Source organism: Magnetospirillum sp. (assembly GCA_027532905.1).
Taxonomy (GTDB): domain Bacteria; phylum Pseudomonadota; class Alphaproteobacteria; order CACIAM-22H2; family CACIAM-22H2; genus Tagaea.
The window spans coordinates 1,498,281-1,523,525 of record JAPZUA010000001.1; the positions used below are offsets into that span (position 1 = coordinate 1,498,281).

General features: G+C 63.7%; 22 protein-coding genes. 8 read left to right on the forward strand and 14 right to left on the reverse strand.

Going from position 1 to position 25,245, the window contains the following annotated elements; genetic code table 11:
• Positions 1 to 2: 2 nt before the first annotated feature.
• The 4 genes from O9320_07275 to O9320_07290 all read right to left on the reverse strand — a co-directional run bounded on the left by O9320_07275 (position 3) and on the right by O9320_07290 (position 3,518).
• Positions 3 to 836, reverse strand: a complete 834-nt coding sequence (locus tag O9320_07275; GenBank protein MCZ8310637.1) for an MBL fold metallo-hydrolase — start codon at positions 834 to 836, stop codon at positions 3 to 5.
• Positions 833 to 1,543 carry a winged helix-turn-helix domain-containing protein gene (locus O9320_07280; protein ID MCZ8310638.1) on the reverse strand — a complete coding sequence of 237 codons (711 nt, stop codon included), beginning with the start codon at positions 1,541 to 1,543 and terminating at the stop codon, positions 833 to 835. The genes O9320_07275 and O9320_07280 overlap by 4 nt, the downstream gene beginning before the upstream one ends.
• A gap of 92 nt (positions 1,544 to 1,635) precedes the next feature.
• On the reverse strand, positions 1,636 to 2,505 hold the full coding sequence (locus O9320_07285) for a TorF family putative porin (protein ID MCZ8310639.1): 870 nt from the start codon (positions 2,503 to 2,505) through the stop codon (positions 1,636 to 1,638).
• A 149-nt stretch (positions 2,506 to 2,654) separates the two neighbouring features.
• Positions 2,655 to 3,518: an alpha/beta hydrolase gene (locus O9320_07290; protein ID MCZ8310640.1), complete on the reverse strand. Its 864-nt coding sequence runs from the start codon at positions 3,516 to 3,518 to the stop codon at positions 2,655 to 2,657.
• Between the two features lie 62 nt (positions 3,519 to 3,580).
• Here O9320_07290 and O9320_07295 point away from each other — a divergent pair, with 62 nt between their 5' ends.
• Together O9320_07295 and O9320_07300 are read left to right on the forward strand one after the other, a co-directional pair.
• Positions 3,581 to 4,222: an outer membrane lipoprotein carrier protein LolA gene (locus O9320_07295; GenBank protein MCZ8310641.1), complete on the forward strand. Its 642-nt coding sequence runs from the start codon at positions 3,581 to 3,583 to the stop codon at positions 4,220 to 4,222.
• Between the two features lie 131 nt (positions 4,223 to 4,353).
• The gene (locus tag O9320_07300) at positions 4,354 to 5,382 is read left to right on the forward strand and encodes a hypothetical protein (GenBank protein ID MCZ8310642.1); all 1,029 of its coding nucleotides are present in this window, start codon (positions 4,354 to 4,356) and stop codon (positions 5,380 to 5,382) included.
• 12 nt (positions 5,383 to 5,394) lie between these two features.
• Here the strand turns inward: O9320_07300 and O9320_07305 are convergent, their stop codons facing one another.
• Positions 5,395 to 6,057: a YggS family pyridoxal phosphate-dependent enzyme gene (locus O9320_07305; GenBank protein MCZ8310643.1), complete on the reverse strand. Its 663-nt coding sequence runs from the start codon at positions 6,055 to 6,057 to the stop codon at positions 5,395 to 5,397.
• Between the two features lie 82 nt (positions 6,058 to 6,139).
• Positions 6,140 to 7,441 carry a porin gene (locus O9320_07310; protein MCZ8310644.1) on the reverse strand — a complete coding sequence of 434 codons (1,302 nt, stop codon included), beginning with the start codon at positions 7,439 to 7,441 and terminating at the stop codon, positions 6,140 to 6,142.
• Between the two features lie 310 nt (positions 7,442 to 7,751).
• Between O9320_07310 and O9320_07315 the strand changes: the two genes are divergently transcribed.
• Entirely contained in the window at positions 7,752 to 8,315 is a 564-nt protein-coding gene (locus O9320_07315) for a DUF3576 domain-containing protein (protein MCZ8310645.1), read from the forward strand.
• A gap of 10 nt (positions 8,316 to 8,325) precedes the next feature.
• The gene (locus O9320_07320; protein ID MCZ8310646.1) at positions 8,326 to 10,275 is read left to right on the forward strand and encodes a tetratricopeptide repeat protein; all 1,950 of its coding nucleotides are present in this window, start codon (positions 8,326 to 8,328) and stop codon (positions 10,273 to 10,275) included.
• Here O9320_07320 and O9320_07325 read toward each other — a convergent pair whose 3' ends face one another.
• Positions 10,276 to 12,168: a tetratricopeptide repeat protein gene (locus O9320_07325; protein MCZ8310647.1), complete on the reverse strand. Its 1,893-nt coding sequence runs from the start codon at positions 12,166 to 12,168 to the stop codon at positions 10,276 to 10,278.
• Positions 12,169 to 12,335: 167 nt separating this feature from the next.
• Between O9320_07325 and leuS the strand changes: the two genes are divergently transcribed.
• The gene (gene leuS / locus O9320_07330) at positions 12,336 to 14,894 is read left to right on the forward strand and encodes a leucine--tRNA ligase (GenBank protein ID MCZ8310648.1); all 2,559 of its coding nucleotides are present in this window, start codon (positions 12,336 to 12,338) and stop codon (positions 14,892 to 14,894) included.
• 9 nt (positions 14,895 to 14,903) lie between these two features.
• On the opposite strand, the gene O9320_07335 is transcribed toward leuS, so the two are convergent.
• Together O9320_07335 and O9320_07340 are read right to left on the reverse strand one after the other, a co-directional pair.
• The gene (locus O9320_07335; GenBank protein MCZ8310649.1) at positions 14,904 to 15,293 is read right to left on the reverse strand and encodes a tautomerase family protein; all 390 of its coding nucleotides are present in this window, start codon (positions 15,291 to 15,293) and stop codon (positions 14,904 to 14,906) included.
• 106 nt (positions 15,294 to 15,399) lie between these two features.
• Entirely contained in the window at positions 15,400 to 16,977 is a 1,578-nt protein-coding gene (locus O9320_07340) for a class I SAM-dependent methyltransferase (protein ID MCZ8310650.1), read from the reverse strand.
• A 36-nt stretch (positions 16,978 to 17,013) separates the two neighbouring features.
• Between O9320_07340 and holA the strand changes: the two genes are divergently transcribed.
• Together holA and O9320_07350 are read left to right on the forward strand one after the other, a co-directional pair.
• The gene (holA, locus tag O9320_07345) at positions 17,014 to 18,048 is read left to right on the forward strand and encodes a DNA polymerase III subunit delta (protein MCZ8310651.1); all 1,035 of its coding nucleotides are present in this window, start codon (positions 17,014 to 17,016) and stop codon (positions 18,046 to 18,048) included.
• A 59-nt stretch (positions 18,049 to 18,107) separates the two neighbouring features.
• Entirely contained in the window at positions 18,108 to 19,022 is a 915-nt protein-coding gene (locus tag O9320_07350; protein ID MCZ8310652.1) for a transglycosylase SLT domain-containing protein, read from the forward strand.
• A gap of 8 nt (positions 19,023 to 19,030) precedes the next feature.
• Here O9320_07350 and O9320_07355 read toward each other — a convergent pair whose 3' ends face one another.
• Positions 19,031 to 19,606, reverse strand: coding sequence for a hypothetical protein (locus O9320_07355; GenBank protein ID MCZ8310653.1), 576 nt, complete (start codon positions 19,604 to 19,606; stop codon positions 19,031 to 19,033).
• Positions 19,607 to 19,877: 271 nt separating this feature from the next.
• On the opposite strand from O9320_07355, the gene O9320_07360 reads away from it, so the two are divergent.
• The gene (locus O9320_07360; GenBank protein ID MCZ8310654.1) at positions 19,878 to 20,846 is read left to right on the forward strand and encodes a hypothetical protein; all 969 of its coding nucleotides are present in this window, start codon (positions 19,878 to 19,880) and stop codon (positions 20,844 to 20,846) included.
• Here O9320_07360 and O9320_07365 read toward each other — a convergent pair.
• From O9320_07365 to mnmG, 4 genes are read right to left on the reverse strand one after another with little or no spacing between them, the layout of a single operon-like run.
• Entirely contained in the window at positions 20,839 to 21,750 is a 912-nt protein-coding gene (locus tag O9320_07365; protein ID MCZ8310655.1) for a ParB/RepB/Spo0J family partition protein, read from the reverse strand. The genes O9320_07360 and O9320_07365 overlap by 8 nt on opposite strands.
• A complete protein-coding gene (locus O9320_07370; protein ID MCZ8310656.1) occupies positions 21,747 to 22,562 on the reverse strand; it encodes a ParA family protein in 816 nt (271 codons plus the stop codon). The genes O9320_07365 and O9320_07370 overlap by 4 nt, the downstream gene beginning before the upstream one ends.
• Entirely contained in the window at positions 22,559 to 23,167 is a 609-nt protein-coding gene (rsmG, locus tag O9320_07375) for a 16S rRNA (guanine(527)-N(7))-methyltransferase RsmG (GenBank protein ID MCZ8310657.1), read from the reverse strand. Before rsmG ends, O9320_07370 begins: the two co-directional genes overlap by 4 nt.
• Positions 23,164 to 25,023, reverse strand: coding sequence for a tRNA uridine-5-carboxymethylaminomethyl(34) synthesis enzyme MnmG (mnmG, locus tag O9320_07380; GenBank protein ID MCZ8310658.1), 1,860 nt, complete (start codon positions 25,021 to 25,023; stop codon positions 23,164 to 23,166). The genes rsmG and mnmG overlap by 4 nt, the downstream gene beginning before the upstream one ends.
• Between the last annotated feature and the right edge of the window lie 222 nt (positions 25,024 to 25,245).

The following is a 25,245-nucleotide window of genomic DNA, read 5'->3' on the forward strand; positions in this document are numbered from 1 at the left end:
AATCAGAGTTCGATCGTCTGGCCTTCTTTGGCGACGAAGGTACCCGGGCGCATCGCAGCGGCTTCGGCCGCGACTTTGTCCATGAAATCGTCGTCGTGCGACGGGTCGTGATGGAAGATCGCGAGGCGCTTGGCGTTGGCCTGCGTCACAAGCCGCACACCTTCCTGCCAGGTCGAGTGGCCCCAGCCGACATGGCTCGCAAATTCGGCGTCGGTATAGGTGCTGTCGTAGATCACGAGATCGGCACCGTCGATAAGGCGCAGAATGTTCGCATCCGGCTTGCCCGGCTCGTGCTCCGTGTCGGTCACGTAGCACAGCGATTTGCCGGCGACTTCGATTCGGTAGCCGGTGGCGCGATTGGGATGGTTGAGCGGGGCCGTTTTGATCACGATGCCAGGGCCGGGGCGTAGCGTGTCACCGATTTTGAAGTCGTTGAACGTCACGTCGGCGGTGAAGATCTCGAGCGGGATCGGGAACAAAGGTGCCTGCATCATTGTCGAGAGCACGGCGCGCAGGCTCGTTTCGGGGGCAAGATGGCCCGCCCACATGCGGAAGCGATTGCGCGGATTGTAAAGCGGATCGAAGAACGGAATTCCCTGGATATGGTCGAAATGGCTGTGCGTGAAATACCAGTCGGCCTCGCACATGGCGGCGCGCGCGGCGATGTTGCGGCCGAGTGGCAAGAGGCCCGTGCCGGCGTCGAAAATCAAATGGCGGCCGGCGGCGTGCACTTCGAGGCACGGCGTGTTGCCGCCGTAGCGCACGGTCGTCGGGCCCGGACAGGCGATCGATCCGCGAACGCCCCAGAAGGTGATGGCAAGACGATCAGTCGTCACTTGCGCACGTCCTTTCCGCGCAGCGCCAGACGATAGCCGCCGGGCACCGTTTCGAGAATCTTGGCGCGGCCTTGGCCGTGCTCGAGCTTGCGCCGCAATCGGTAGATATGGGTCTCCAACGTCCGAGTGCTCACCTTTGAATTATAGCCCCAAACGTCGCGGAGCAAGTCTTCTCGTGGCACGGCTTGACCGGCGGTTCGCATCAGCATCGACAAAAGATGCGTCTCGATTTCGGTCAACACGGTTTCGATCCCGGTGCGGCGATGGCGCAAGCGGCGTGCAGGCGCATCGAAATCGAAATCTGCGTTGCCCAAACGCAGCTGGGAAAAGGCTTTCCGGGAGCTTTTGGCCGGTGCTGCACCACCCGTGCGCAACGCTGCGCGCAACGCCGTCGCCAAGGCCTGCAGCCGCACCGGTTTGGGCAATAGGGCATCGATTCCGGTCAGTTTCACGCGCAGATCAGGCGATACCAGCAGACAGATCGGGCAACGCAAGGCGACGGCAAGAACCCCAAGCGCTGCCTGCGCGCGCCGCCCGAGATTGCCGCGATCAACAACGGCGGCTTCGAAACCGATGGCGCCGGCAAGGGCAAGCGCCGCATCGCGCGCTGCCGTCGTTTCGGCGCGAAAGCCATGTCCCTCGAGCCCTTCGGCAAGGGCTGCGGCAAGCGGGTGATCGGCCAGGATCAGGATGCGCGGGCGGCTCATAAGGTACCGATCCTAGCCCGCCACCCCCTAAAAATGAAACGGGCCGCGCGGGGTTTTGCCCGGCGCGGCCCGTTCCGTTCGTTCAGATGGATTTAGAACTTCTTGATGAACGAAAGAGCGACCTGACCCTTGGTCTGTTCGTACGTGTCGGACAGCAGCACGCCCGGCGTGCCGGCGACCTTGTCGAGACCGAGCGACGAACCCTTCTTGATGTTCGTGTCCGAATAGACAGCGGCCAGCGTGAAGGTGAAGGGCACTTCGAAATCGCGCGCGAGGCCGACGTTCCAGGTCGTGTAGTCGGGCACGCCGAACGAGTAGTTGTTCTGGATCGTCTGGCGACCGACGCGGCCCGACAGCAGGAAGGCGTAGGGCAGCGGCACGTCGAAACCGCCTTCGTAGTACCATGCCTCGCCGCCAGCGTAGGAGAAGTCCTTGGCGTAGAAGACCGAGCCGACAGCGACCGCGAGGCTGAAATCATAGGCGAACTTGCCGTAGACTTCATTCCACTGCGGATTGCCGTAGGTGTTGGGGCCGCCGGACTTGTTCTGATCCGCCGTGTTGTTTGGGTAGGTGTAGCTGATGAAGCCCGCATCGAGCGTGAGGCCCGCGAGCGGGGTTGCATAACGCACGCCGCCAAACAGATCGAGCTCGACATGCTGGCGCATCGTCTGCGAACCGGCGGGCGTATTGTTGGCCGGGAAGCGCACGGTCGAAGCGAAAGCACCCAGGTACGGCGTGAAGTCGCCGATCGGATAGGTGTATTCAAGGTTCGCCTGCAGCGCCGGCTCGCGCTTGCTCTGCGACAAGCCGCGGAAGATGTAGTTCGACGTTGCGATCACGCTCGGCGCGAAATTGCCAAACGACGTTTCGATCTGGGCCTGAGCGGGTGTGCTGGCAACCGAAATGCCGAACAAAGTGGCAATTGCCCCAAGGACTGCCGAATTCTTAAGCGTTTTCAACATTTTGGACCTCATTTAGCAAGTGATGCGTATGCTTGAGCAAGAATTAGCCCAATGTATTCGAGTCGGTCACGCTTTTTTGCCGAGTCCCATGTGTGTTATGCGAGTCTTCGAACTCTCGTTGCAATTCTGCAACAGAAGCGACATCGCGCCTATTTCGACCCCGCGGAAATCATCGCCAATGCCGCTTTGCCGACCGGATGTGAAAAATCGGCGAGCTTCTCGACGATCGTAAAGTGGTTGAGGCGCGCAGCCGGCACCACCGTTACCGCAGCCCCGGCCGAACCCCAAGCTGCGGCGAGATCCGCCTGTTGGCCCAGAAAGGCCGGCGTTTCGTCTGCACCCACTGCGAGCCACAGCTTCGTGCCGGGTTGCGGTCGCAAGGTGAGCGGCGAACAAGTTGCGACGACGCGGTCGGTCAATCGCAGAACCGGCTGCTGGTAGCTGCGCTTGAGCGGTGCGAGATCGTAGACGCCCGAAACGCCGTAACAACCAGCGATGCGCGCGGCCGTGTCGGGAAACGTGCACAACATCGCCGCAAGTTGCCCGCCCGCCGAATGGCCGCCGACGAAAATTGCGCCGGGATCGCAGCCGAATCGCGGGGCATGGAACCACAGATAGTTGAGCGCTGCGCGCATCTGGTCCACGATCGCGTCGATGCCGACAGCGGGGCACAGCGCATAGTTCAACGTGGCATAGGCAATGCCTTTGGCGGCAAAGGCCGGCCCCAGGCCGCGCACGTCGCTTTTGTCGAGCGATTGCCAATAGCCGCCATGGATGAACACGAACAAAGGTACGCGCGCCGCACCCTGCCGCTTGGGCACCAGCAGATCGAGGGTCTGGTTGAGCCCCGGACCGTAGGCAACGTCGCAATGCAAGCCAGGCGTTGCCAAAGCGGCTTGGCCACTGCGCTGCCAGGCTTCGACCGTTTTGGCAAAATTGGGCACGGCTGCGCGATTGTTAAACAGCGCATCGAGGGCTTCTTGGTCGGCAGGATAGGAAAACCGTTTGGACATGACGCGTTCCGCCTTGTTTGAGGCGCAATTGTGCGGCATGAACGCCCGCGATGGCGAGCGAATTGAATAAAGGCAAACGGACATTGGCGCGGCGCGGCTTTCTGCTGGCCGCCGCGGCTTTCGTCGGCACGCCTGCAAGCGCACAAGCGCCGAGCGGTTCGGACGCCGCGGACGTTGCGCGCGTCGAGGCCTATCTTGCGACGATACGCACGCTTGATTCGCGTTTTCTTCAGATTGGGCCGGACGGCAGCGTGGCCGAAGGGCGCTTCCTGCTGGCACGCCCCGGGCGCTTGCGGCTCGAATACGATGCGCCCAATCCCAATCTGCTGGTGTCGGACGGGCGGGCCTTCGTGCATATCGACAAGTCGCTGCGCACGATTGCCTATCTGCCGATCGATTCGACGCCCGCAGGCCTGCTGGTGCGCGCCGAAATCCGCCTGGCGGGCGACGTCACCGTCGTCGGCGTCGAGCGCAGCCCGGCAGCCTTGCGCATGACACTGATCCAGACCAAAGATCCGCGCGCCGGGCGCTTGGTCTTGACCTTTGCCGACCGGCCTTTGACGTTGGTCGGGTGGAGTGTGGTCGATGCGCAGGGGCTGACCACGCGGCTTACGATGGTCGATGCCAAATTCGGTGCCGAACTGGATGCGGCGGCCTTTGCGTTCGTCGATCCGAACGTGCCGACCGGCGTGTCTCGGCCCTAGGCCCCCGGCTCTAGGCAAAGAACGGCAGAGACGCGGCAAATCTTGCCGCATGCGGCGTCCGTGCTTTTGTCCAAGTAATTGATTAGATTGAGGAACGCTGTGGTCTGGCGCTTGCTTTGACAAGGCCAGCCATGATCGAGCCAAACCGCCCTACTGGATTTTCGCCGCCCGCAGCTTTCGAAGTGCGGCCGAGCCCCAATCGGCATCTCAATGCCGATGCGCCGGACGATATCGTTCTGCCCGCCAAAAGTTCCAGTTCCGGCGGCAGCTTCTTCGACTACATCAACCCGTTGCAGCATCTTCCGATCGTCGGCACTGTCTATCGCGCGGTGACTGGGGCGACGATTTCGCCGTCCGCGCGCATCGTCGGCGGCCTGATCTATGGCGGCCCGATCGGTTTTGCGAGCTCGCTTGCCAATGCCATGGTCGAGACCGCCAGCGGCAAAGACATCGGCGAACATGCGATGGCGGCCGTCGGCATCGGCGGCTCGCACAATAAATTCCCGACGCTCGACACCTCCGCGAATTTCGCGCAAGCAGCCCCACCGCCGCCGCCCCAGAATGTCGATGCCCGCGCGATGGCGGCCTTCGGCGGCCTTGGCTCGCAATCTGGGGGCGTGCAGTTGGCAAGTGCGGGCGGCGATGCGGGCAGCATGTTGGCGACATGGATCGCAGGACCCGAGCAGATGCTGGCGCGCAATGTCGCCGTTGCGCAACCCCAGCCGACACGCACGCCGCCAGCGCCCGTCGCCGCAGCGCCGACACCGGTCCAGCAGGCCGCAGTACCACCCGCCGGTGCCAATATCGGCGACAACAGCCGGTCGGCAGCAAGCGCGCCGGTCGGTCGGTCGTTGGTCGAGTATCGGGCGTCGGCCCTCAATACAGCGGGCGGTTTCCGCGGCCTCGGGCCGGCTGGACCCACGGGCGTGTCGCGCATGCCGTCTTCGCCCATCCAAACGGCGAGCCTGCAAGGCCAGCCGACGGCCCGCGCGAATACGGGCGAAACCGCCTTCTCGGCGCAGGTGCAGACCCAGCTGCAGGCGCAAAGCCAGGGCGATTCGGGCGAGGCGGGCAGCTATTTTGCAGCACAGATGGCGGCCGGGCTTGAGCGCTATTCGCGCATGCAGCGCGAGCGCATCGGCGAAGGCCAGCGACTTTAGGGCAGTGCCGATTTAGACAGCTTCAGACGGGCGCGCACCGAAGATGGCGCTGCCAATGCGCACATGCGTGGCGCCTAAGGCGGCGGCGATCTCGTAATCCGCACTCATGCCCATCGACAGCAGCAAGAGGCTATTGCGCGCGGCGATTTCGGCCAGCAGCGCAAAATGCGGTGCCGGCGGCTCGTCGGCAGGCGGAATACACATTAGACCCGCAATCTCGAGCCCGTGGACACGGCGGCATTCGTCAATGAAGGCATCCGCCGCTTCCGGCAGAATGCCGGCCTTTTGCGGCTCGGCACCGGTGTTGACCTGCACGAACAGGCGCGGCCGTTTGAGCGTGCGCGCGAATTCAGCCGCCATGGCGGCTGCGAGTTTCGGTCGGTCGAGCGTTTGAATAACGTCGAACGTGGCAACGGCTTCCTTGACCTTGTTGGTTTGCAAGGGGCCGATCAGATGGAGTTCCAGATCGGCATGTCGGGCGCGCAGTTCCGAGTACTTGGCCATCGCCTCTTGCACGCGATTTTCGCCGAACACAAGCTGACCCGCCGCGATCGCCTGTTCGACATCGCTGGCCGGGTAGGTTTTGGCGACGGCAACAAGGACGACGCTTTGGCTTGCCGCAGCGGCAATTCTGGCGCGTGCACTGCCAAGCCGGGCTGCGATCGTGTCGGTCATTGCATTCGGTTCCCAAAAAGAAAAAGGGGGATGGCGAACCATCCCCCTTTCCGCATCTCCGAAGTGTGGAGAAACGTTTAGCTTAGAACGCCAGGACCAGGGCCGAAACGGCGCCCGAAGCCTTCTGGGAGTTCTTGACGCCGGTGTTCTGCGTCTGGAAGCCGTTGTAGTAACCGCTCTTCTGCTTCAACGTGAACAGCGACAGCTGGACCGACACGCCCGGAGCGAGCGTGTAGGCGCCGTTCAGAGCAAGAGCCGAACGCTCGTCCTTGCCGAGCGGAGCGGCCGACTTGACGCCGTTCGAGCGGCTCGCGCGATCCGTGTCGGCTTCGCCCTTGAAGTAGTTCAAGGAGACCGAAGCCGGCCCGAAGATATAGCCGATGCCGCCTTCGTAGCCGACGCTGTCGCCGATAATGGTCGTCGCCGTGCCGAGGCCGTTGGTGCCGGCACCGATCGTGTCGGTCGCCGTGTAGCTGCCGCGAGCGATGTTAGCAACGTCCTTATACGAGGTGTACGAGCCGCCAACTTGGATACCCTGCCACACCGCATTCAAACCGAAGCCGTAAGCCGACGGATCGGGAAGCTTGAAAGCGCTGGTGTTGGTCGAATGCGCACCCGGGTTCGTCGCGTTCCAACGGTAGTACGTGCCGTACGCGCTCACGGCGACGCTGCCGATCGGACGCGTGAAGTTAAGACCGGCCGACAGACCGTTGATGTAGGTCTGGCCGTTCGAGCTGGGCTGTTCCGAGTTGCGGCCTGCCGCAATTTCCGGGGTCCAGCTGCCGACCAGCTGGAAACCTTCGATGCGCGGCGAGATGTAGACGAGCTTTTCCGACTGGCGGTCGAAGAGACGGATCGAGGTCGAACCCACGCCCGTATCGTCGGCCGACACCGTCAGCGGCGATCCGCCGATGAAGTCGTAGATCTTGCCGAGACGTGCCGAACCGGCCGTGAAGGCGTCGAACGAGCCGACGAAGGTCTGCTGCGACGCGTTGTCGTCGCGACCGACGCGAACCTGGCCGAACGCGCCGCCGATGCCGGCGTATGCACGACGCATCACCGAGTCGATCAGGAAGCGGTTGTTCACGGTATCAAACGAGCCGCGGCCTTGATCCTGGAACTGGATCACGCCGAGAGCCTGCATGCCGTTCGCCGTGGCGAAACGCGCCGTGATGTCGAAACGTGCGTCGAGCTGCACGTCCGCGCCCTGGAAATTGGCGGTCGTACGGTCAGCCGACACTGCGCCAGCGAAACCGCGGGTATAGCCGCCGATCGTGACTTCCGTGTTGGTCGTCTTGAATGCCTGGGCATTTGCCGGGGCAATCGCACCGAACGAGGCAGCGAGTGCCAGCGCCGTGGTGCCAAAAAGCCAGTTCTTGTTCATTCACTCTCTCCATGATGAGCTCTGCGCGAGCATTATCGCTGCACTGGTTTGGTCCCAACGCAAACGCTCAGTAGGCTTCTCATTTTGCCGCCGGGTGGTCAATTGCAAGAGAGGTGGCCGGAAAGCTTTGAAAGCAGCCTGTTGCTCATGCGCCACAGAAGAATTCAAGATATAGGACATATAACTCGTATTATGGAATATTCACTTATATTTTCGACCGCATATGCCGCGGCCCATGTCTTTGCGAAGACCGCCGGAACCGGCTAGTATATTGTGCTGTTTCTAGTTCTTTCCCAAGATAGGTTTCGTTATGCCCGTTATGCGTGCCCGGATACTCTTGCGGTTTGTCGGCGCAGGTGCCGTCGCAGCGATGCTTGCAGCGTGCTCGGGTGCGCGCATCGAGGAGGACATACCGCGCGAAATTCCGGGCAGCCCTGGCGTCTATACCTCGTCGAATGCGTCTCGTAGCGGTGAATCCGGCAGCTTGTTCGGCGACGGCGGGCTTGGCTTCGGCGGCAATCGCGGTGCCGGCGCTGGTGGCGGCGGAATCGGCGTCAACGCGCTGCTATGGCAGGCCACGCTCGATACGATCGCGTTTATGCCGCTGGTACAGGCGGATCCGTTCGGCGGCGTCATTCTGACCGACTGGTACAGCGCGGACAACGCGCCTTCCGAACGCCTCAAACTCAACATCTTCATTCTGGGCCAAGAACTTCGCGCCGATGCCGTGCGCGTGTCGATGTTCCGCCAGCGCCGCACCGGGCCGGACAGCTGGGAAGACGTCGCCGTGCAGCCGCAGAGCCCGGTCGGGGTCGAAAACGCGATTTTGACGCGCGCGCGCCTGCTTCGCCGCGAGCGTGCCGGCGCGCGCTAGCCCGGCTCCAATGCCCAATGACGGTCCAGGCCGAGCACTTGCGCTCGGATACGCGGCCGAACGCGCGGGCGATCTGCGCGCCGCCATTGGGCATTTCAAAGCGGCCGAAACGCAGACCCCGCAGGCCGCCGAACCAAGCATTGCGCTGTTTGCGGCGGCTCGTCGGGTCGGCGATGTGGCTATGGCGCTGGCGGCCGGTCGGCGGGCCGCACAAAAAGCGCCCGACAATCTCGATCTATTGGCAGGCTACGGCCATGTGCTGGCGGCGGCCGGCGAAACGACACGAAGCCTTGCGGTCTTTGCCCAAGCCGCCGAAAAAGGCCCGGACAATGTCGGCGCGCTCGTCAATTACGCCAATGCGCTGAACGACGCCAAGCGCAACAGCGAAGCGCGCGACGTTGCAGCGCGCGCGTGCGCGCTCGAGCCCGTCTCGGCAGCACCGCTGTTGAGCAAAGCGCAAGCCGAACTTGCGCTCGGCGCCGTCGAAGCTGCAATCGGCACCCTGGAAGAAGCGCAGCGGCGCGAACCGACAGCACCTGACGTCCGCATTTCGCTAGCCACGGCACTTTGCCGCAGCGGGCGTTGGTCGGCGGCCGTCGAGGCAATCCGTGCCGCACTCGTGCTAGCGCCGGATTTTGCGCTCGGGCATCTGACGCTAGGCAATCTGCAGTTCGATCTGGGCGACATGCAGGCTGCGGCGGCTTCCTTCCGGCGCGCGATCGCCGCAGGTGCGGCCGCCGGGTACGCCAACCTCGTGCAAGCACTCAACTACGATCCGCCTGCCAACCCGCTTGCGACCAAGGCAGCACATGTCGAACTTGCGCGCACGCTCGAGACGACGCCGGTTCGGGCAAAACAACGGGGTCGGCCCGCGGCGGGCGGCGCACTGCGCGTCGCGTTCCTGTCGCCCGATTTCCATACCCATTCGGTGCCGCATTTTCTTGAATCCTGGCTGGACCATGTCGATCGCGGGCGCATCGAAACCGTTGCCTACAGCGATACGCAATCGCCCGACGCCACGACTGCACGGCTGCGCGCGCTTTTCGCCGGCTGGCGCGACACGCGACGCTTGAGCGACAGCAACTTAGCCGAACGCATCGCGCGCGACCGCATCGACATTGCGATCGACCTTGCCGGGCACACGCGATTCAATCGCCTCACGGCTTTTGCGCACCGTTTGGCGCCGGTCCAGATCGCCTGGATCGGCTATCCCGCAACGACAGGGCTGCGCGCAATGGATTGGCGCCTGACGGATGCGGTCGCGGACCCCGTCGGCGCATCCGACGCGCACTTTACCGAGCGACTTTTCCGCCTGGCGCATTTTCTGTGTTACGCGCCGCCAGCCGATGCACCCGACATCGCGCGCATTGGTGACGGTCGGGTTGTCCTGGGCTCGTTCAACAATGCGGCGAAACTCTCGCAAGCCACGCTCGTGGCATGGGCCGAAATTCTGCGTCGCCTGCCGGAGGCCGACTTGTTCCTCAAAGCAAAGACGCTCGAAAATGCGGACGCAGCGGCGCGCTTGCGCGGGTTTTTCGCCGAACAGGGTATCGCGCCCGAACGGCTGCGCCTCGCGCGCCACACGCCGGACCGCACGGGCCATTTGGCGCTTTACGGCGAAATCGATGTCGCACTCGATCCGCTCGGCTACAACGGCACGACGACAACGTGCGAGGCGCTGTGGATGGGCGTGCCGGTTGTGACGCTGGCAGGCGACCGCCATGCAGCCCGCGTCGGCGCCAGCCTAATGGCCGCGGCGAACCTGCCGGAGTTCGTCGCAACGGATCGCGAAGTCTACATCGCGCTTGCCGTCGCACTTGCGTCGGATCCTGCGCGCCGCGCGCACGAGCGCGCGCGGCTGCGAACGCATCTTGCCAACAGCGCGCTGCTCGACGGTCGGCGCATGGCAACCGACTTTGCCGATGCGCTGCACGCGATCTGGCGGATGCCGCGAAGCTAGTTAGGCAGTGCGGCCCATCGCGTCGCGGTAGACGTCCTCGATGGCGGCCTCGAAGCGGCGCGTCCAGCCGGCCCCGTCCATGACCGGGCTTGCCGCAAAACGCGCGCGCAACGTTTTGCGATATTCGACCAGGCGCGCCGGATCGCGTGCGAGTTCGATCGCTTTTGCCACGTAATCGTCGATATCGGCTGCGACCAGGGCGTCGAGGCCGATATGGCGCAACAAGCTTGCGCCCACGCGCGCGGAGTGGCGGTTGCCCGCGAAGGTAACGACCGGCACGCCCATCCACAGCGATTCGCATGTCGTCGTCGTGCCGTTATAGGGAAACGGATCGAGCGCCACATCGACGCGCGCATAGGAGGCAAGATAGGCCGCCGTGCTTCGCTCGCCGTCGGCAAGGATCAGCCGGTCGGCGGGCATGCCGGCATCGGCGAACATTTTGCGCAGTCGCGCACCGGCTTTGGGTTCGCCCGTCAACGGCGCCTTGATCAGGAGTTTCGCATTAGGAACCGAAGTAACAATGCGCGTCCACGCCGCCGCCACCGGCGGGCGGATTTTGTGCGGGTTGTTGAACGACCCAAAGGTCGGCGCGCCGACGATCGAAACGGGTGCCGGTGCAACCTCGGGCGCTTCGGGCGGCAGCGAATAGCAAAGGAACGGTCCGTCGAGCCGGACCATCTTTTCGGAAAAATGCACCGCATCGTCAGCCGGCGGATCGGCGATCGCATCGCCAAGGCGGTAGCCGATTTCGGGTACGCCGGTCGAACCGGGAAAGCCCAGCCATTCGACGATCGCGGGTGCAGGTTTGAAGGCGCAAACCGGGATCAGCGAACCGCCCGAATAGCCGCCAAGCTCGACCAGCACATCGATGCCGCGCTCGGCGACCGCAGCGGCGATCTCGGAGGTTTGCATTTCCGTGGTCACGCACCATGACATGGCCATTCTCTCGAACCACGCCGAGATTTCGTCGGATTTGTGTTCGGAGAAATCGGCAAAACAATGGAATTCGTAGTGCGCGCGCTCGAAATTCTCGAAAAGCGGCTTCAGAAAATACGCGCAAGAATGGCGCCGAAAGTCGGCCGACAGAAAGCCCACGCGCAACTTTTCGCCGCGCGGCCGCGGCGCGAAAAGCGGCCGCGACGGGCGCTGCATCTTCGCCGAAATCGCCTCGCCCATCGCGCGCAACGCGGCGCCGTCGAATGCCGCGTTCGAGATATGCGGAAAATAACGGCGCTGCAGCGACGGAAAGGCCTCTTCGTCGTCGTTTTCGGCGACGATCGCGTCGAAAGCCTGCGATGCAGTTTCGACGTCGCCAACCTTGTAGTCGAGCGTCGCCAGATTGTAGCGCGCCTGCATGTGGTGCGGTGCCAGGCGCAACGCGCGTTCCAGCGCGTCGCGCGCTGGCGCAAAATCGCGCATCTCCGAAAGTAGATTTCCGAGATTAGCCCAGCGTTCAGGCGTTTCGGGATCGCGTTCGACGGCCTTTTCGAGGAGTGCGCGAGCCGCATCGCGGTCCTTGAGCGATATGCACACGAAGGCAAGCGCCGTCATCGCCAAAACCGAGTCGGGCCGCACGGCGACCGCGCGCTCGAGCGCTGCGCGCGCATCTGGCAGCTGGGATTTGTCGCGCATCAGCAGGCCGAGATTGTACCAAGCCTCGTAGCTGCCGGGATCGAGGGCGGCTGCCTCGCGGAAATAGCCGATCGCGTCGTCGACACGACCGGCCTGGCCCGAAAAGACGCCCAGATTGTTGACGATTTTCACGTTGCCGGGTTCTGCCGCGCGCGCTTGGCGCAACACGGCAAAACACGCATCGAGGTCGCCGCTCTGAAACGCTTCGACCGCCGCCGCAAGATAGGCGGGCATTTCGCTGGGTGGCGCGGTGCTGGACATCAAGATACCGGGATCGACATAAGGGATCGGCGGGGTACCATGCGCGCCCGCACCTGACAAGCGCAGGGCCTAAAGCATGCCCGTGCGGCGCGATGTCGGCTATTCCCATCTCCGGGAAGTTCGCCTATTCATGAAGCCCCTTCGACCGAGAGACGGCAAAAGAACGCATGGCCCGCTACAATTTCCGCGAATCCGAAACGCATTGGCAGCAGCGCTGGGAACAGACGCGCGTGTTCGAGGCAAGCAGCGACTACACGCGCCCCAAATACTACGTGCTCGAGATGTTTCCGTATCCCTCGGGCCGCATCCATATGGGCCATGTGCGCAATTACACGCTCGGCGACGTGGTGGCGCGCCATCGCAAAGCGCTTGGCTACAACGTGCTGCATCCGATGGGCTGGGACGCGTTCGGCCTGCCGGCCGAAAACGCCGCGCGCGACATGCAGATCCATCCCGGCAAATGGACCTACGACAACATCGCCACGATGCGCGGCGAGTTGAAGCGCGTGGGCCTCGCCATCGACTGGACGCGCGAAATCGCGACCTGCCACCCCGGCTACTACGCGCACGAGCAGCAGCTGTTTTTGGATTTCTTCGACAAGGGCCTCGTCTATCGCAAGGAAGCCTTCGTCAATTGGGACCCGATCGACCAGACCGTGCTCGCCAACGAGCAGGTCATCGACGGCAAGGGCTGGCGCTCGGGTGCTGCGGTCGAGAAGAAGAAGCTGTCGCAGTGGTTCTTCAAGATCACGCACTACGCCGATGAGCTTCTGGCGGCTTTGGGCACGCTCGACCGCTGGCCCGAAAAAGTGCGGCTGATGCAGGAAAACTGGATCGGCAAGTCGGCCGGCGCTTACGTTCGTTTCGCGCTCGAGGGGCGTGCGGACAATATCGAGGTTTTTACCACGCGGCCAGACACGCTGTTTGGCGCGTCGTTCCTGGCACTGTCGCCCGACCACAAGCTGACAGCCGAACTTGCCGCCGCAAACCCCGCACTCGCTGGCTTCGTGGCCGAGTGCCAGCGCGCCGGGACCTCGGCCGCGATCGTCGAGCAACTCGAAAAGAAGGGCTTCGACACGGGCCTTCGCGTCGCGCACCCGTTCGTGGCCGGCAAGACGCTGCCCGTGTGGGTCGCCAATTTCGTGCTGATCGACTACGGCACGGGCGCCATTTTCGGCTGCCCCGCGCACGACCAGCGCGACTGGGATTTCGCGACCAAATACGGCCTGCCGATCGTCGCCGTCGTCGCCCCAGAAGGCGAAAAAATCGACATTTCGAAAGAGGCATATACGGGCCCCGGCCGTCTCGTGAATTCGGATTTCCTCGACGGCCTCGCGGTCGAAGACGCCAAAACGAAAGTCGGCGAAAGGCTCAAAGCATTGGGCTCGGGCGAGCCCACGGTCGTGTGGCGCCTGCGCGACTGGCTCGTGAGCCGCCAGCGCTATTGGGGCTGCCCGATCCCGGTCGTGCATTGCGACACATGCGGCGTGGTGCCCATGCCGAAGAGCGAGCTGCCGGTCAAGCTGCCCGACGATGTGCGCTTCGACAAGCCGGGCAATCCGCTCGACCATCACCCGACTTGGAAACATGTCGGCTGCCCCAAATGCGGCAAACCTGCGCGCCGCGAAACCGACACGTTCGACACGTTCGTCGATTCGTCGTGGTACTTCGCGCGCTTCTGCAGCCCACGCGACGCGAACCCGGTGGACCGCAAGGCGGTCGATTACTGGCTGCCGGTCGACCAGTATGTCGGCGGCGTCGAGCATGCGATTTTGCATCTGCTCTATTCGCGGTTCTTCACGCGCGCGATGCGCGCCACGGGCCACGCCAATCTCGACGAGCCGTTTGCGGGCCTGTTCACGCAAGGCATGGTCTGCCACGAGAGCTACAAGAGTGCGGCCGGCAAATGGCTCTATCCAGAAGAGATCGAGCGCAAATCGGAGAATCTCGTGATCGAAATCGCGACCGGCCAACCTGTCACGGTCGGCCGCCGCGAGGTCATGTCGAAATCCAAAAAGAACGTCGTCGCCCCGGGCCGCATCATCGACGAATACGGTGCCGATACCGCCCGGCTGTTCATGCTGTCGGACAGCCCGCCCGAGCGCGATCTCGAATGGACGGAAGCGGGTGTGGATGGCGCGTTCCGTTTCCTGCAACGCCTGTGGCGCGACGTGACCGAACCCGATGTGCCGTTCGCGGCCAAAGACGCGGCGAAGCCCGACACGCTTGATCCAGTCGCCGACGCGGCCTGGCGGGCCGTGCACAAAACGATCGCGTCGGTCTCGGACAATCTCGAGAATTTCCGCTTCAACGTGGCAGTTGCCCAGATCCGCACGCTCGCCAACACGCTGGGCGACCTAGATCCTAAGGCGGCCGGAGCCGATTGGGTGCGACGGCGCGGCTACGAAATTTTGGTGCAGCTCGTGGGCCCGATGGTGCCGCATATCGGCGAATCGCTATGGGCAGCCCTCGGGCACGCCGATCGCATGCTGGTCGAAGAAGCCTGGCCCAAGGCCGATCCAAGCCTGCTCGTCGACGAAAGCGTGACCCTGGCCGTTCAGGTCAACGGCAAGCTGCGCGGCACGATCGCCATCGCGCGCGATGCGGCCGAGCAAGTCGCCAAGGATGCCGCCCTGGCGGTCGCCAACGTGCAGACCGCCATGGCCGGCAAGCCCGCACGCAAGATCGTCGTGGTGCCCAACAAGATCGTCAATATCGTGGTGTAAACCGGAGCCTCACGGCCCCGGCACGTATTGCGCGATCCCGTTGCCGAACGACCAGTCGACGCGCGTGTTTTCGGCAAGAGCGATCATCACATCTTGCGGCCGCAGGCCCGGGTCGACGCCAAGATTGCGCGCGACCGCAGCATAGAGGCTGCGCTTGATTGCGTCGTTGCGGCCCACGCTCAAGAAAATCTGCACAAGCACAAAATCGTTCGTGCGGGCGATGCCGAAATAGTTCGGATCGACGATGCGCATGTCGGGGGTTTGCTCGCTCAGGATCTGGAAGCGGTCGTCGGCGGGTACACCGGCCATCTCGACCAAAGCCGCATGCACGCCGTCCGCGATTGCGCGCTTCCAAGCGGCGGATTTTCCGGCAGGCAATTCGATTCGCACGAGGGGCATTGCTGTCTCCATTGACGGGGTCGAAGGAGAGCAGATTGCGCGTGCGCGGCACGGCAGAACCACACGCGCACAGAACTTGTGCGCGCGCGGCACAAATAGGGCGATGTCAGATGCGCAACAGCCAGAAGCGATAGAAATCGAACGGCTGGGCCCGCGCCGCTTCGAGTTTTTGCCAGTTGGCAATATCGGCGCAAGTCTGCTCGGCCGGGAATTTCTTTTTGTAGCTCTGCAGCGTGCCAGGATCGAATTCGAAGCCCAGAAACTTGACCGGTAGCCCGTCAAGCAGCGTGCGCAAGGCCGCAATGTCGAAACTGTTGTCGTGCGTTTGCAAACCGAACGCCGCCAAAGCGGCGGCCGAATGGAAGCCTGGCCAGTGCGGCAGATTGCGCTGCAGTTCCGGCCCGTATTTGCCCGAAAGAATGTCCGTACGCCACCGACGCAGGCTCGCAAGATCGGTTTGCGCACCGGCTGCGCGCAAGGATTCGCGCGCTTTGGCGAGAAACGCACGGCCGTTTTTGCCGGGTGCGTCGAGCCGCAGGAAACTGCCCGGGGCCAGCACAGCGACAAGAGCTTCCACGCAGGCGCGCGGATCGGCAGCGGCGCCGAGCACGTCGAGCGCTTCGGCATGGCCCCACCCGGCACCGGTCTTGGGCAAATCGAGCAGATCGGCTTGCGAAAAATGGACATTCGGCACGCCGATCGCCTCGGCCTGGGCGAGGCCGAACGCGAGAGCCCGGCGCGACAAATCGGTCGCCTCGACCTGCACATTGTCGTAGCCAACCGCCATCGACAAAGCGAGATGGCACGTGCCCGCCGACGGCACCAGCGCCAGCAGGGGCGGTGCGAATTCCGGGAACGGACCGGCCCACGCATATTGGCGGCCAAGGCCCGCGCGGATATCGATGCGGCCGGGCATGCGCAAACCCTGCCAGCGCGGTGCGGGTGCGTGCGCGTCGCGCGCGGTTGCGTGCGCAAACGCATCGGGTGTGAGCGGATACATCGAGACGATGCGCTGCTCGGCCGATTGCAAAGCGGCCTCGTATTTCGTGCGCTCGGCCAGATAGGCGCCAAGCATGGGGAAGCTCGCTGCCGCCGGATCGAGGGGGCCAAACATTGCGCGCCGTGCGACGCCGAATTCGTCGCCCGCAACAAAAGTGAGGGCCGCTTCGTCTTCGGCCGTGATCGGCCAGACATAGTCGTTGTTGAAAGCCTGCTGGGCAAAGGCGATGGCAAGGGGCAGCAATTTTGGCTTGGCGTCGGGGGCGCACAAGGCGCGCCGGGCGCGGCACAAAAACGCCTCGACGACCGGATCGCCGATCAGCCCCAGATGGAGCACCGCCAACAGCAACCCGTCGCGCGCAAACGCGTCGAGAATGTCGAGCGAGGGGACCGCACTTGCATCGGCCATGCGGTATTTGAGCGCGAGCTGGGCTTGCGCGCTACGCACCAAGCCGTCGCGGCGCGCTGCCGGTGTGCCAAGGGCACGCTCCAGCAAAGCCGCAAGGCCCGGGTGAAATTGTGGCGTGCGCGCACCCTCGAGAATCTGGGTGAGGCCGTCGAGTGCATCGAGCCGTTTGGCGTCGGCGCTCAGCACGGCGACATAGCCCTCGAGGGCGGTTTCGAGGTCGCCGGCAGCGTGGGCTGCAGAAGCGCGAGCGAAATTCGGATCGGTTGAGTCGGCCATCGCAAAAGGGCTTAGCAAACTGCTATCGTCGGCGCCATGGTCATTAAAGGTGCAGCCGTCGCGAATTTCGCCAAACGCCCGGATCCTGCGGCGCGTGCGGTCCTATTGTACGGCCCCGATGCGGGCCTCGTGCGCGAGCGCGCCGAGCAGATAGCGCGCACGATCGTGCCCGATCTGGCCGACCCGTTCCGTGTGGCCGACATTTCGCCCGAGGCGATCAAGGACGACCCAGCCAAACTCGCCGACGAAGCGGCCGCGATTTCGATGCTCGGCGGCCGACGCGTGGTGCGCGTCCGCGGGGCCGGCAACGATATCGCGACAGCGGTTGAAAATCTGCTCGAAGACCCAAAGGGCGACGGGCTCGTGGTGATCGAAGCAGGCGAGCTCGATGGCAAATCGAAGCTGCGCAAGCTTTGCGAAAGTGCGGACAATGCGGCCGCAATCGCCTGCTACCACGAGGAAGGGCCGGATCTTGCGCGCACCATTTCCGAGACCCTGACGCAGAACGGCGTCAAAGCCTCGGGCGAAGTGCTCGACTGGCTCGCCGCGCGGCTCGGCGGCGACCGTGCGATCACGCGCAGCGAACTCGACAAGCTCGCCCTTTACGCCGGCAAAGGTACGACGCTCACGCTCGAGGATTGCCACGCCGTGATCGGCGATTCGGCGGACATCGATCTCGACGACGTGATCCGGGCGGCGGCAATGGGCGATCTTGCCGGGCTCGAGCGCGCCTATGGGCGCGTCTCCAGCGAAGGCGACAGCCCGATCGGCATTCTGCGCATGACCGCGCGCCATTTCATGCGGCTGCAAAGCGTGCAGGCCGACATCGCACGTGGCCTCAGCGCCGATGCAGCGATGGGCAAACTCTGGCCCAAAGTCTTCTACAAAGAGGTTGGCCCGTTCAAAACCCAGCTCGCGCGCTGGCCGCAGCCGCGCATCGTGATGGCGCTCGAGCGGCTGCTGGAAGCCGAGATCCAGTGCAAATCGAGCGGTGGCATGCCGAGCGAGCTCATTACCCAACGCAGTCTGATGGCGCTTGCGCAAATGGCAGCACAGGCGGCACGCCGTTAAGCCAATTCGCGTCAAATTTAGTGAAATCTTTACTATTTAGGGCGTAAGATACTCGAATCATGAGCATTCCGACGTCTCGAGCCATCGGCCAGGCCGATCCCAGCCCGCGCGGTGCTTCGCGCGAAGTCGTCGATGCAATCCGCGACGCCTCGAAACGCAGCGGTGTCGACTTCAAATTCATGCTCGCCAAAGCGCAGACGGAATCGAGTTTCGATCCCGGTGCTAAAGCGCGCACCTCGTCGGCCTCGGGGCTTTATCAGTTCATCGAGAGCACGTGGCTCAACACGGTGCGCCAGCACGGCGCCAAACACGGGCTCGGCCAGTATGCCGCCCAAATCGAAGACGATTTCGGCGGCGGACCCAAAGTGCGCGACGCTGCGGCGCGCAAGACCATCCTCGATCTGCGCTTCGATCCGCGCGCGGCAAGTTCGATGGCGGCGGAGTTTGCGCGCAGCAACTACAACCAGCTTGAAAACGCGCTTGGCTCCGGCGTCAACGCAACCGATCTCTATCTTGCACATTTCCTGGGTGCTGGCGGTGCCACGCGGTTCCTTGCAAGCTATCGGCAGGACCCGCAGCGCATCGCGGCCACGCAGTTCCCGGAAGCCGCATCCGCCAATCGCGGCGTGTTCTACGATGGCAGCGGGCGTGCGCGCACGCTCGACCAGGTCTATCGGTTTTTCGAATCGAAAATGACGCGCGATGTGGCCGATGTGGCGGCGATCGCGTCGGCCGAAGCACCGGCCGCCAAACCGGCACCCAAGCCTACGGCAACGCCAGCCCTGCCGCCGCAGCTGCAGGCCCTTGCCAACCAGTTCGGCCTCAAAGGGGCGGCGCTCAAGCCCGAAACGATTATGGCGATGGCGCTGCTGGCCGAACCGCTCGTCGAATCGGTGCGCGGCGGCACGTCGCTGTTCGAAAGCGGCAGCACCAAGCGCGGCAGCCGCATCTTCAACCCCGATATCGGCGTTTAAGCAGAAGCTTATTCGCCCACACCGACGATATCGATGAGGCCTTCGCGGATCGCGTTGGTCAACGCGTCGATGCCTTCGGTCAGTTCTTCGTGCGCTTTGCGCAGTGCCGCGAGCTCTTCGATATTGTTGCGCGAGATGGGCGCGCGGTTCGCACCCAGATCGACGACGCAAGCGAGATAGCGCGCACGCGCGCGCGCTGCGAGCTGTACGGCTTGTTCGACTTCGCGCGCGCGCACCTGTGCCACGATCTGGCCGATCGAGCGGGCTTCCTCGGTTTTGGCGAGATGTTCGAGCGTCTTCAAATAGCGCCCGCGGCTGATCGGGGCTGCCGCTTCGGGTGCGCGGCGCAAAGCTGCGATCGGCTTGGGCTGAACCTGGGTTGAGCCGCCGACCGACGCGAGCGTCGGCTTGGCAACTAGATTGGTTGTCGGCGCGGACGGTTTGGCCGTCGGCGTCGGTACGGGCGCGGGCGCGGAAGCGGGCACGGACGATCTTGATGCGACGACGGCAATCTGGGCCGGCGTTTTCGACAGGTTGAACAGTCCCTGGTGCTGGGGCAGGTCGGACAAGGCAGATTGCGTCATGATTGGAGCTCCGCGGCCGGGTGGCGATTGGTCATCAGTGACATCGCAAGCGGCGGGCCAGTTTGATTGTGGCGGAAAAACAATAGGTTAGAGCAAGGCAGTGCGTGCGGTGCTCGGCAAAATCGACCCATAGCGGCGTTTTTTGCCGAGCCTGTGACCGTGCGCACTTAAAATTGCTGCTCGATCAGCCATTCTGTTTCAGATATCGAGAAGCCGAGGTCAGGGGAGCGCATCGATTTTGCGAACCGAAACCCTTATTAGGAGTAGTGACGTGAAGGCCAGCAGTCGTGGCGTAAGTTTGGCACGACCGTTTGCGTGGCCGGTCCTTGCGGCGATTCTCGTGGCCTATGTCGTCGCCGAGATCGTCTTCAATCTCGAGCTGGTCCAGACGGTCGCGCAGCCCACGGTGGACCGCGAAAGGCTCGACGATCTTGTGCGCTTCGGCAAGGCCACCGGTTCGTTCGGCATTGCGCTGTTCGTGCTGCGGCCGTTTTTGGCGCGCGCGTGGCGCCGCTTTTCGTGGGGCTTGCCGGTCGGTTTCCTCATCCTGTGGAGCGGGTGTTTTGCCGCCGTCGATCGGCTTTACGACGAGGTGCTGGCGCAAGTGCCGCCGTCGCTGCAGCGTGAGGCGCTGTATCTCACCATCTATCGCGACGCGCTGTTCCATGGCGGTGCAACGGACGTCGAGCTTGGCGATGCGAGCGGCTTCAGCGACGACACACAGCGCCTGGCACTTCTCAATCTCGCAGCACGCCTGACCGGCGACAAACCCGAAATCGCATCGGTCCGCGCGCGCCTCGGCGAGGCCGAAACGGCGGCGCAGATGGGGCTGCCGCTTGATGCGCGGACGCAAGCGCTGCTCGCGCGCAGCAAGATCGACGATGCGGCGACCTTGCGCGATGCAACGGCAGCTATCTTGCTGCCGCCGATGTCGATGACGCTGTCGCTGCTGGCGATCGTCGCCAATCTTGCCGCCCTGTGCGGCTTGCTGCTGACGGTCGCGTTGCGCCGGCGCCGCGCTGTTCGGTTTGTGGCACCTATACTTCCCGTTCTGGCGGTCGTGGTGGCTTTGGCCGCTGCCGAAACGCCGCCCTTCCCGGCGGGATCGCACAATCGCAGCGTTTTTTCGCAGCTCGATGAGCGTCTCGGCATGATCGGCTGGATCTGGAGCCGGGCCGTCAATGGCCAGGCGATGATCCTGCGCTTGACCGAAATCGAGGCGGGGACCCGCGTTATCTAGACGCTTTGGGGTCGTGCTCGAGGCGTGCGAGCAGATCGTCGAACTGGTCGAGAGTCGCGTAGTGCAGCACGAGCTCGCCCGCCCCGTTTTTGCGCGGCTTAAGTTCGACGGCGAGGCCCAACGCCTCGGTCAGACGCCGCTCGATGGCCCGCGTATCGGCATCGCGCGCCACGCCCGTTGGGGCTGGTTTCAGTTTTTTCTTGGCCAGCTTCGGGTCGGCAAGTTCCTTGAGCCGGGCTTCGGCCGCGCGCACGGTGAGGCCCTCTTGCGCAACCATTGTAGCGAAGGCGCCAGGGTCGGGTGCCATCAAGGCTACGCGCGCGTGGGCTGGCGTAAGTTTGCCTTCGGCGACCAGCTTTTGCGCCGCCAGCGGCAGATCGAGCAGGCGCAGCGTGTTGGCGACATGCGGCCGGCTCTTGCCGAGCGCTTGGGCCACACGCTCTTGCGTGAAATCCATCTCGTCGATGAGGCGGCGATAGCCAGCCGCCTCGTCGATCGCGTTGAGATCGGCGCGCTGCAGGTTTTCGACAAGAGCCGCTTCAAGCGCCTCTCGGTCGCCGAGATCTTTGACGACGGCGGGTATCTCGTGGAGTTGGGCCGCTTGGGCGGCGCGCCAGCGGCGCTCGCCTGCAATCAGCTCGTAGCCCGTCGGATCCTTGGGATCGCGGCGAACGAGGATCGGCATCAAAACACCTTGCGTGCGCACCGAGGCGGTGAGTTCGGCAAGGGCGTCGGCATCGAAAGAACGGCGCGGCTGGAACGTTCCGGGGCGGATCTTGCCGACGGCGATCAAGCGCGCCGCACGCGGGCCTTCTGTCGAAGCGGCGGCCGTCGCACCGCTCGGCGTGCCGAGCAGTGCCGAGAGGCCGCGGCCTAGACCCTTTTTGGCGTCGGCCGGACTCACGCCACAACCTCGGCCGCAAGGGCGGCTTCGCGCTTCAAGAGCTCGCTTGCCAGCATCACGTAAGCTTGGCTGCCCGCACAGCGCAGATCGTAAAGCAGCACCGGTTTGCCGTGCGACGGCGCTTCGGAGATGCGCACATTGCGCGGGATCGCCGTCTCGTACACGAGATCGCCCAGATGTTGGCGAACGTCGGCGGCGACCGCTTCGCTCAGATTGCTGCGCTTGTCGAACATGGTCAGCACCACGCCTTGGATCGTCAACCGAGGGTTGAGACGCTCGCGCACGCGGTCGATCGTGCGCATGAGATTGGAGAGGCCCTCGAGTGCAAAGAACTCGCATTGCAGCGGCACCAGAACGGCATCGGCCGCGACGAGTGCGTTGAGCGTGAGCAGGCCCAGCGACGGCGGCGCGTCGATCATCACATAATCGAGCGACAGGCGGCCGACCGCTTCGACGATCGCATCGGCGAGGCGATATTCGCGCCGCTCGAGATCGACGAGTTCGAGCTCGGCCGCCGCTAGATCGGGCGTGGCCGGCAGCACGCTCAAACCCGGAATGATCGACGGGCGAATGGCTTCGGCCGTCGGCACATTGCCGATCAGCACGTCGTAGGAACCGACATCGCGATTTTCCGGCGGAATGCCGAAACCGGTCGACGCATTGCCTTGCGGATCGAGATCGATCACGAGGATTTTCTTGCCGACGGCCGCAAGGGCCGTGGCGAGGTTGATCGCGGTCGTGGTTTTGCCGACCCCGCCTTTTTGGTTGGCGATCGCCAGAATGCGCGGCTTTGACGGAGAGATTTGCGTCACTTGGCTTTGATGTCCCGCAGCGTCAAAACGGCAGCGTCCGGCTCCGTTAGGGAAGCAACGGCGGACACGCGCATATGCCACGCGCTTTCCGCCTGGGTCAATTCGGCTTTGTAGGTTGCCCCCTTGAGAAACGTGCATAACCCGTCGGCGGCCAGCAGCGGCACGGCCAAGGGCAGCAATTTGTCGAGCGATGCAAGCGCGCGCGCCGTAACGGCGGCAACCTGCAGATTTCCCGCCATCGCTTCCGCGCGGCGATTGTGGATTTGAATATTGGCGCCGGTCTCGCGCGCCACTTCGATCTGAAAGGCGCATTTGCGCGCATCCGACTCGATAAGATGCACGGTCTTGGCCGGCGCGCAGATCGCGATCACGAGGCCCGGAAAGCCGGCCCCAGCACCCAGATCCGCAACCGTCGCAGCGTCGCCGAGTGCGGGCAGAACCTGCCAGGAATCGAGAAAATGACGCAGCCAGATATCCGGCAGCGTGGTTGCCGACACAAGGTTGATCTTGGCCTGCCATTTTTCAAGAAGTCTCTGATAGATAACGAGCTTCTCTATTGTTTCGCGCGAAACATCGGTCGCTTGGCGGAAACGGTCGGGGGTCACGCGGCGCGCTTCGCGTAACGGAGCAGCAAGGTCAGCGCTGCGGGGGTCACACCGGAGATGCGCGCGGCCTGACCGATCGTGGCGGGGCGAATCTGCGCGAGTTTCTGGCGCACTTCGCTCGACAGCGCCTGCAGCGCCGCATAGTCGAGATCGGCCGGCAGACGCAGACCTTCGTCTTGGCGGAAGGTGCGGATATCGGCGTCCTGGCGGACCAAATAGCCACGATAGAGCGCATCGATCTCGATCTGCGTGGCGATCGCCGGCGGCAGCACCGCCATCTCGGGCCAGGCGCGCCCGAGGGCAGCCCAATCCACGCCCGGCAGCGCCAGCAGATCCAGCGGCGTGCGCGCCACCCCGTCTTGATTGACGGCAAAACCGCGCTTGGCGAGTCTTGACGGGCTTTCCGCAAGACGGGTCACGAGATCGCGCGCCGCAGCAAGGTCGGACGCTTTCTTGGCCCACGCCGCCTGGCGAATGGGTCCCACGCAGCCAATGGCCAAGCCCTTGTCGGTCAGGCGCTGGTCGGCATTGTCGGCGCGCAAGGTCAGGCGATACTCGGCCCGGCTTGTAAACATGCGATAGGGCTCGCGCGTGCCGAGCGTGACCAGATCGTCGATCAACACGCCAATATAGGCATCTGCCCGATCGAGCGTGAAGGCGGGCGACCCGGCGAGTTTCAGGGCGGCGTTGAGGCCGGCCATGAGGCCCTGCGCGGCCGCCTCTTCGTAGCCGGTCGTGCCGTTGATCTGGCCCGCGAGGAACAGCCCCGGCAGCAGGCGGGTTTCGAGCGTAAGGGCAAGGGCGCGTGGGTCGATAAAATCATACTCGATCGCATAACCCGGCCGCAGCATCGTTGCATTCTCAAGGCCTTGAATAGTCTTGAGGATTTCGAGCTGGACGGCTTCGGGCAACGAGGTCGAGATACCGTTGGGATAGACGGTCGAATCGTCGAGCCCTTCGGGTTCGAGGAAAATCTGGTGGCGCTCGCGGCTGGCAAAACGCACGACCTTGTCTTCGATCGACGGGCAATAACGCGGGCCGACACCCTCGATCTGGCCCGAATACATCGGCGCCTGGTGCAGGTTCGCACGGATCAATTCATGCGTGGCCGGCGACGTATAGGTGATGCCGCATTCGATCTGTGGCACGTCGATGCGCGCCGTTAGCGTCGAAAACGGCTCCGGCGGATCGTCGGCGGGCTGCATCTCGAGCCCGGCCCAATTGATCGTGCGGCCATCGAGGCGCGGCGGCGTTCCAGTCTTGAGACGTCCCAGCGGGAAACCAAGCCGCGCCAACGTGTCGGACAACGCCAACGACGGTTTCTCGCCGACCCGGCCCGCCGGGATCTTCTCAAGCCCGATATGGATCAGGCCGCGCAAAAACGTACCAGTCGTCAAGACAACCGCGCCGCAGGACAGCCGCTTGCCGGCAGCCGTCACGATCGCGGCAACCGCCCCGTCGGGCCCCAGTTCGATATCGGCGGCTTCGCCGGCCGCAATCGTCAAGTTGGGTTGCTCGGTCAACAGGGCCTGAACGGCCTGGCGATAGAGCTTGCGATCCGCCTGGGCGCGCGGGCCGCGCACGGCCGGCCCCTTGGAGCGATTGAGCACGCGAAACTGAATGCCGGCGCGATCGCCCGCGCGGCCCATGATGCCGTCGAGCGCGTCGATCTCGCGCACCAGATGGCCCTTGCCCAAACCACCGATTGCCGGATTACAGCTCATCTCACCGATCTTGCTCGGATCGAGCGTGAGCAGCAGCGTGCGTGCACCAACGCGTGCTGACGCCGCAGCGGCCTCGCAGCCAGCATGGCCACCGCCAATCACAATTACATCGAAATCACGACGCGTCGTCATAGGCCGCAACCTATTCAGTCGCGGCACCAACGTCAATTCGGCGCCGTCTTTTTAAGGGTTTGTTTCGCGCGAAACATTCTGAAAATATAAGCAAATCCAGTGGTTTACGAATCGCTAAATCATTCGCAAAATGCAAAATTCCTTATTGCCAATTGATTCCAGATACTTACCCCATGACAAAAAGGCTGCTTGGGTGTAGCTTTTTGCCGTTCCATCCCCAAC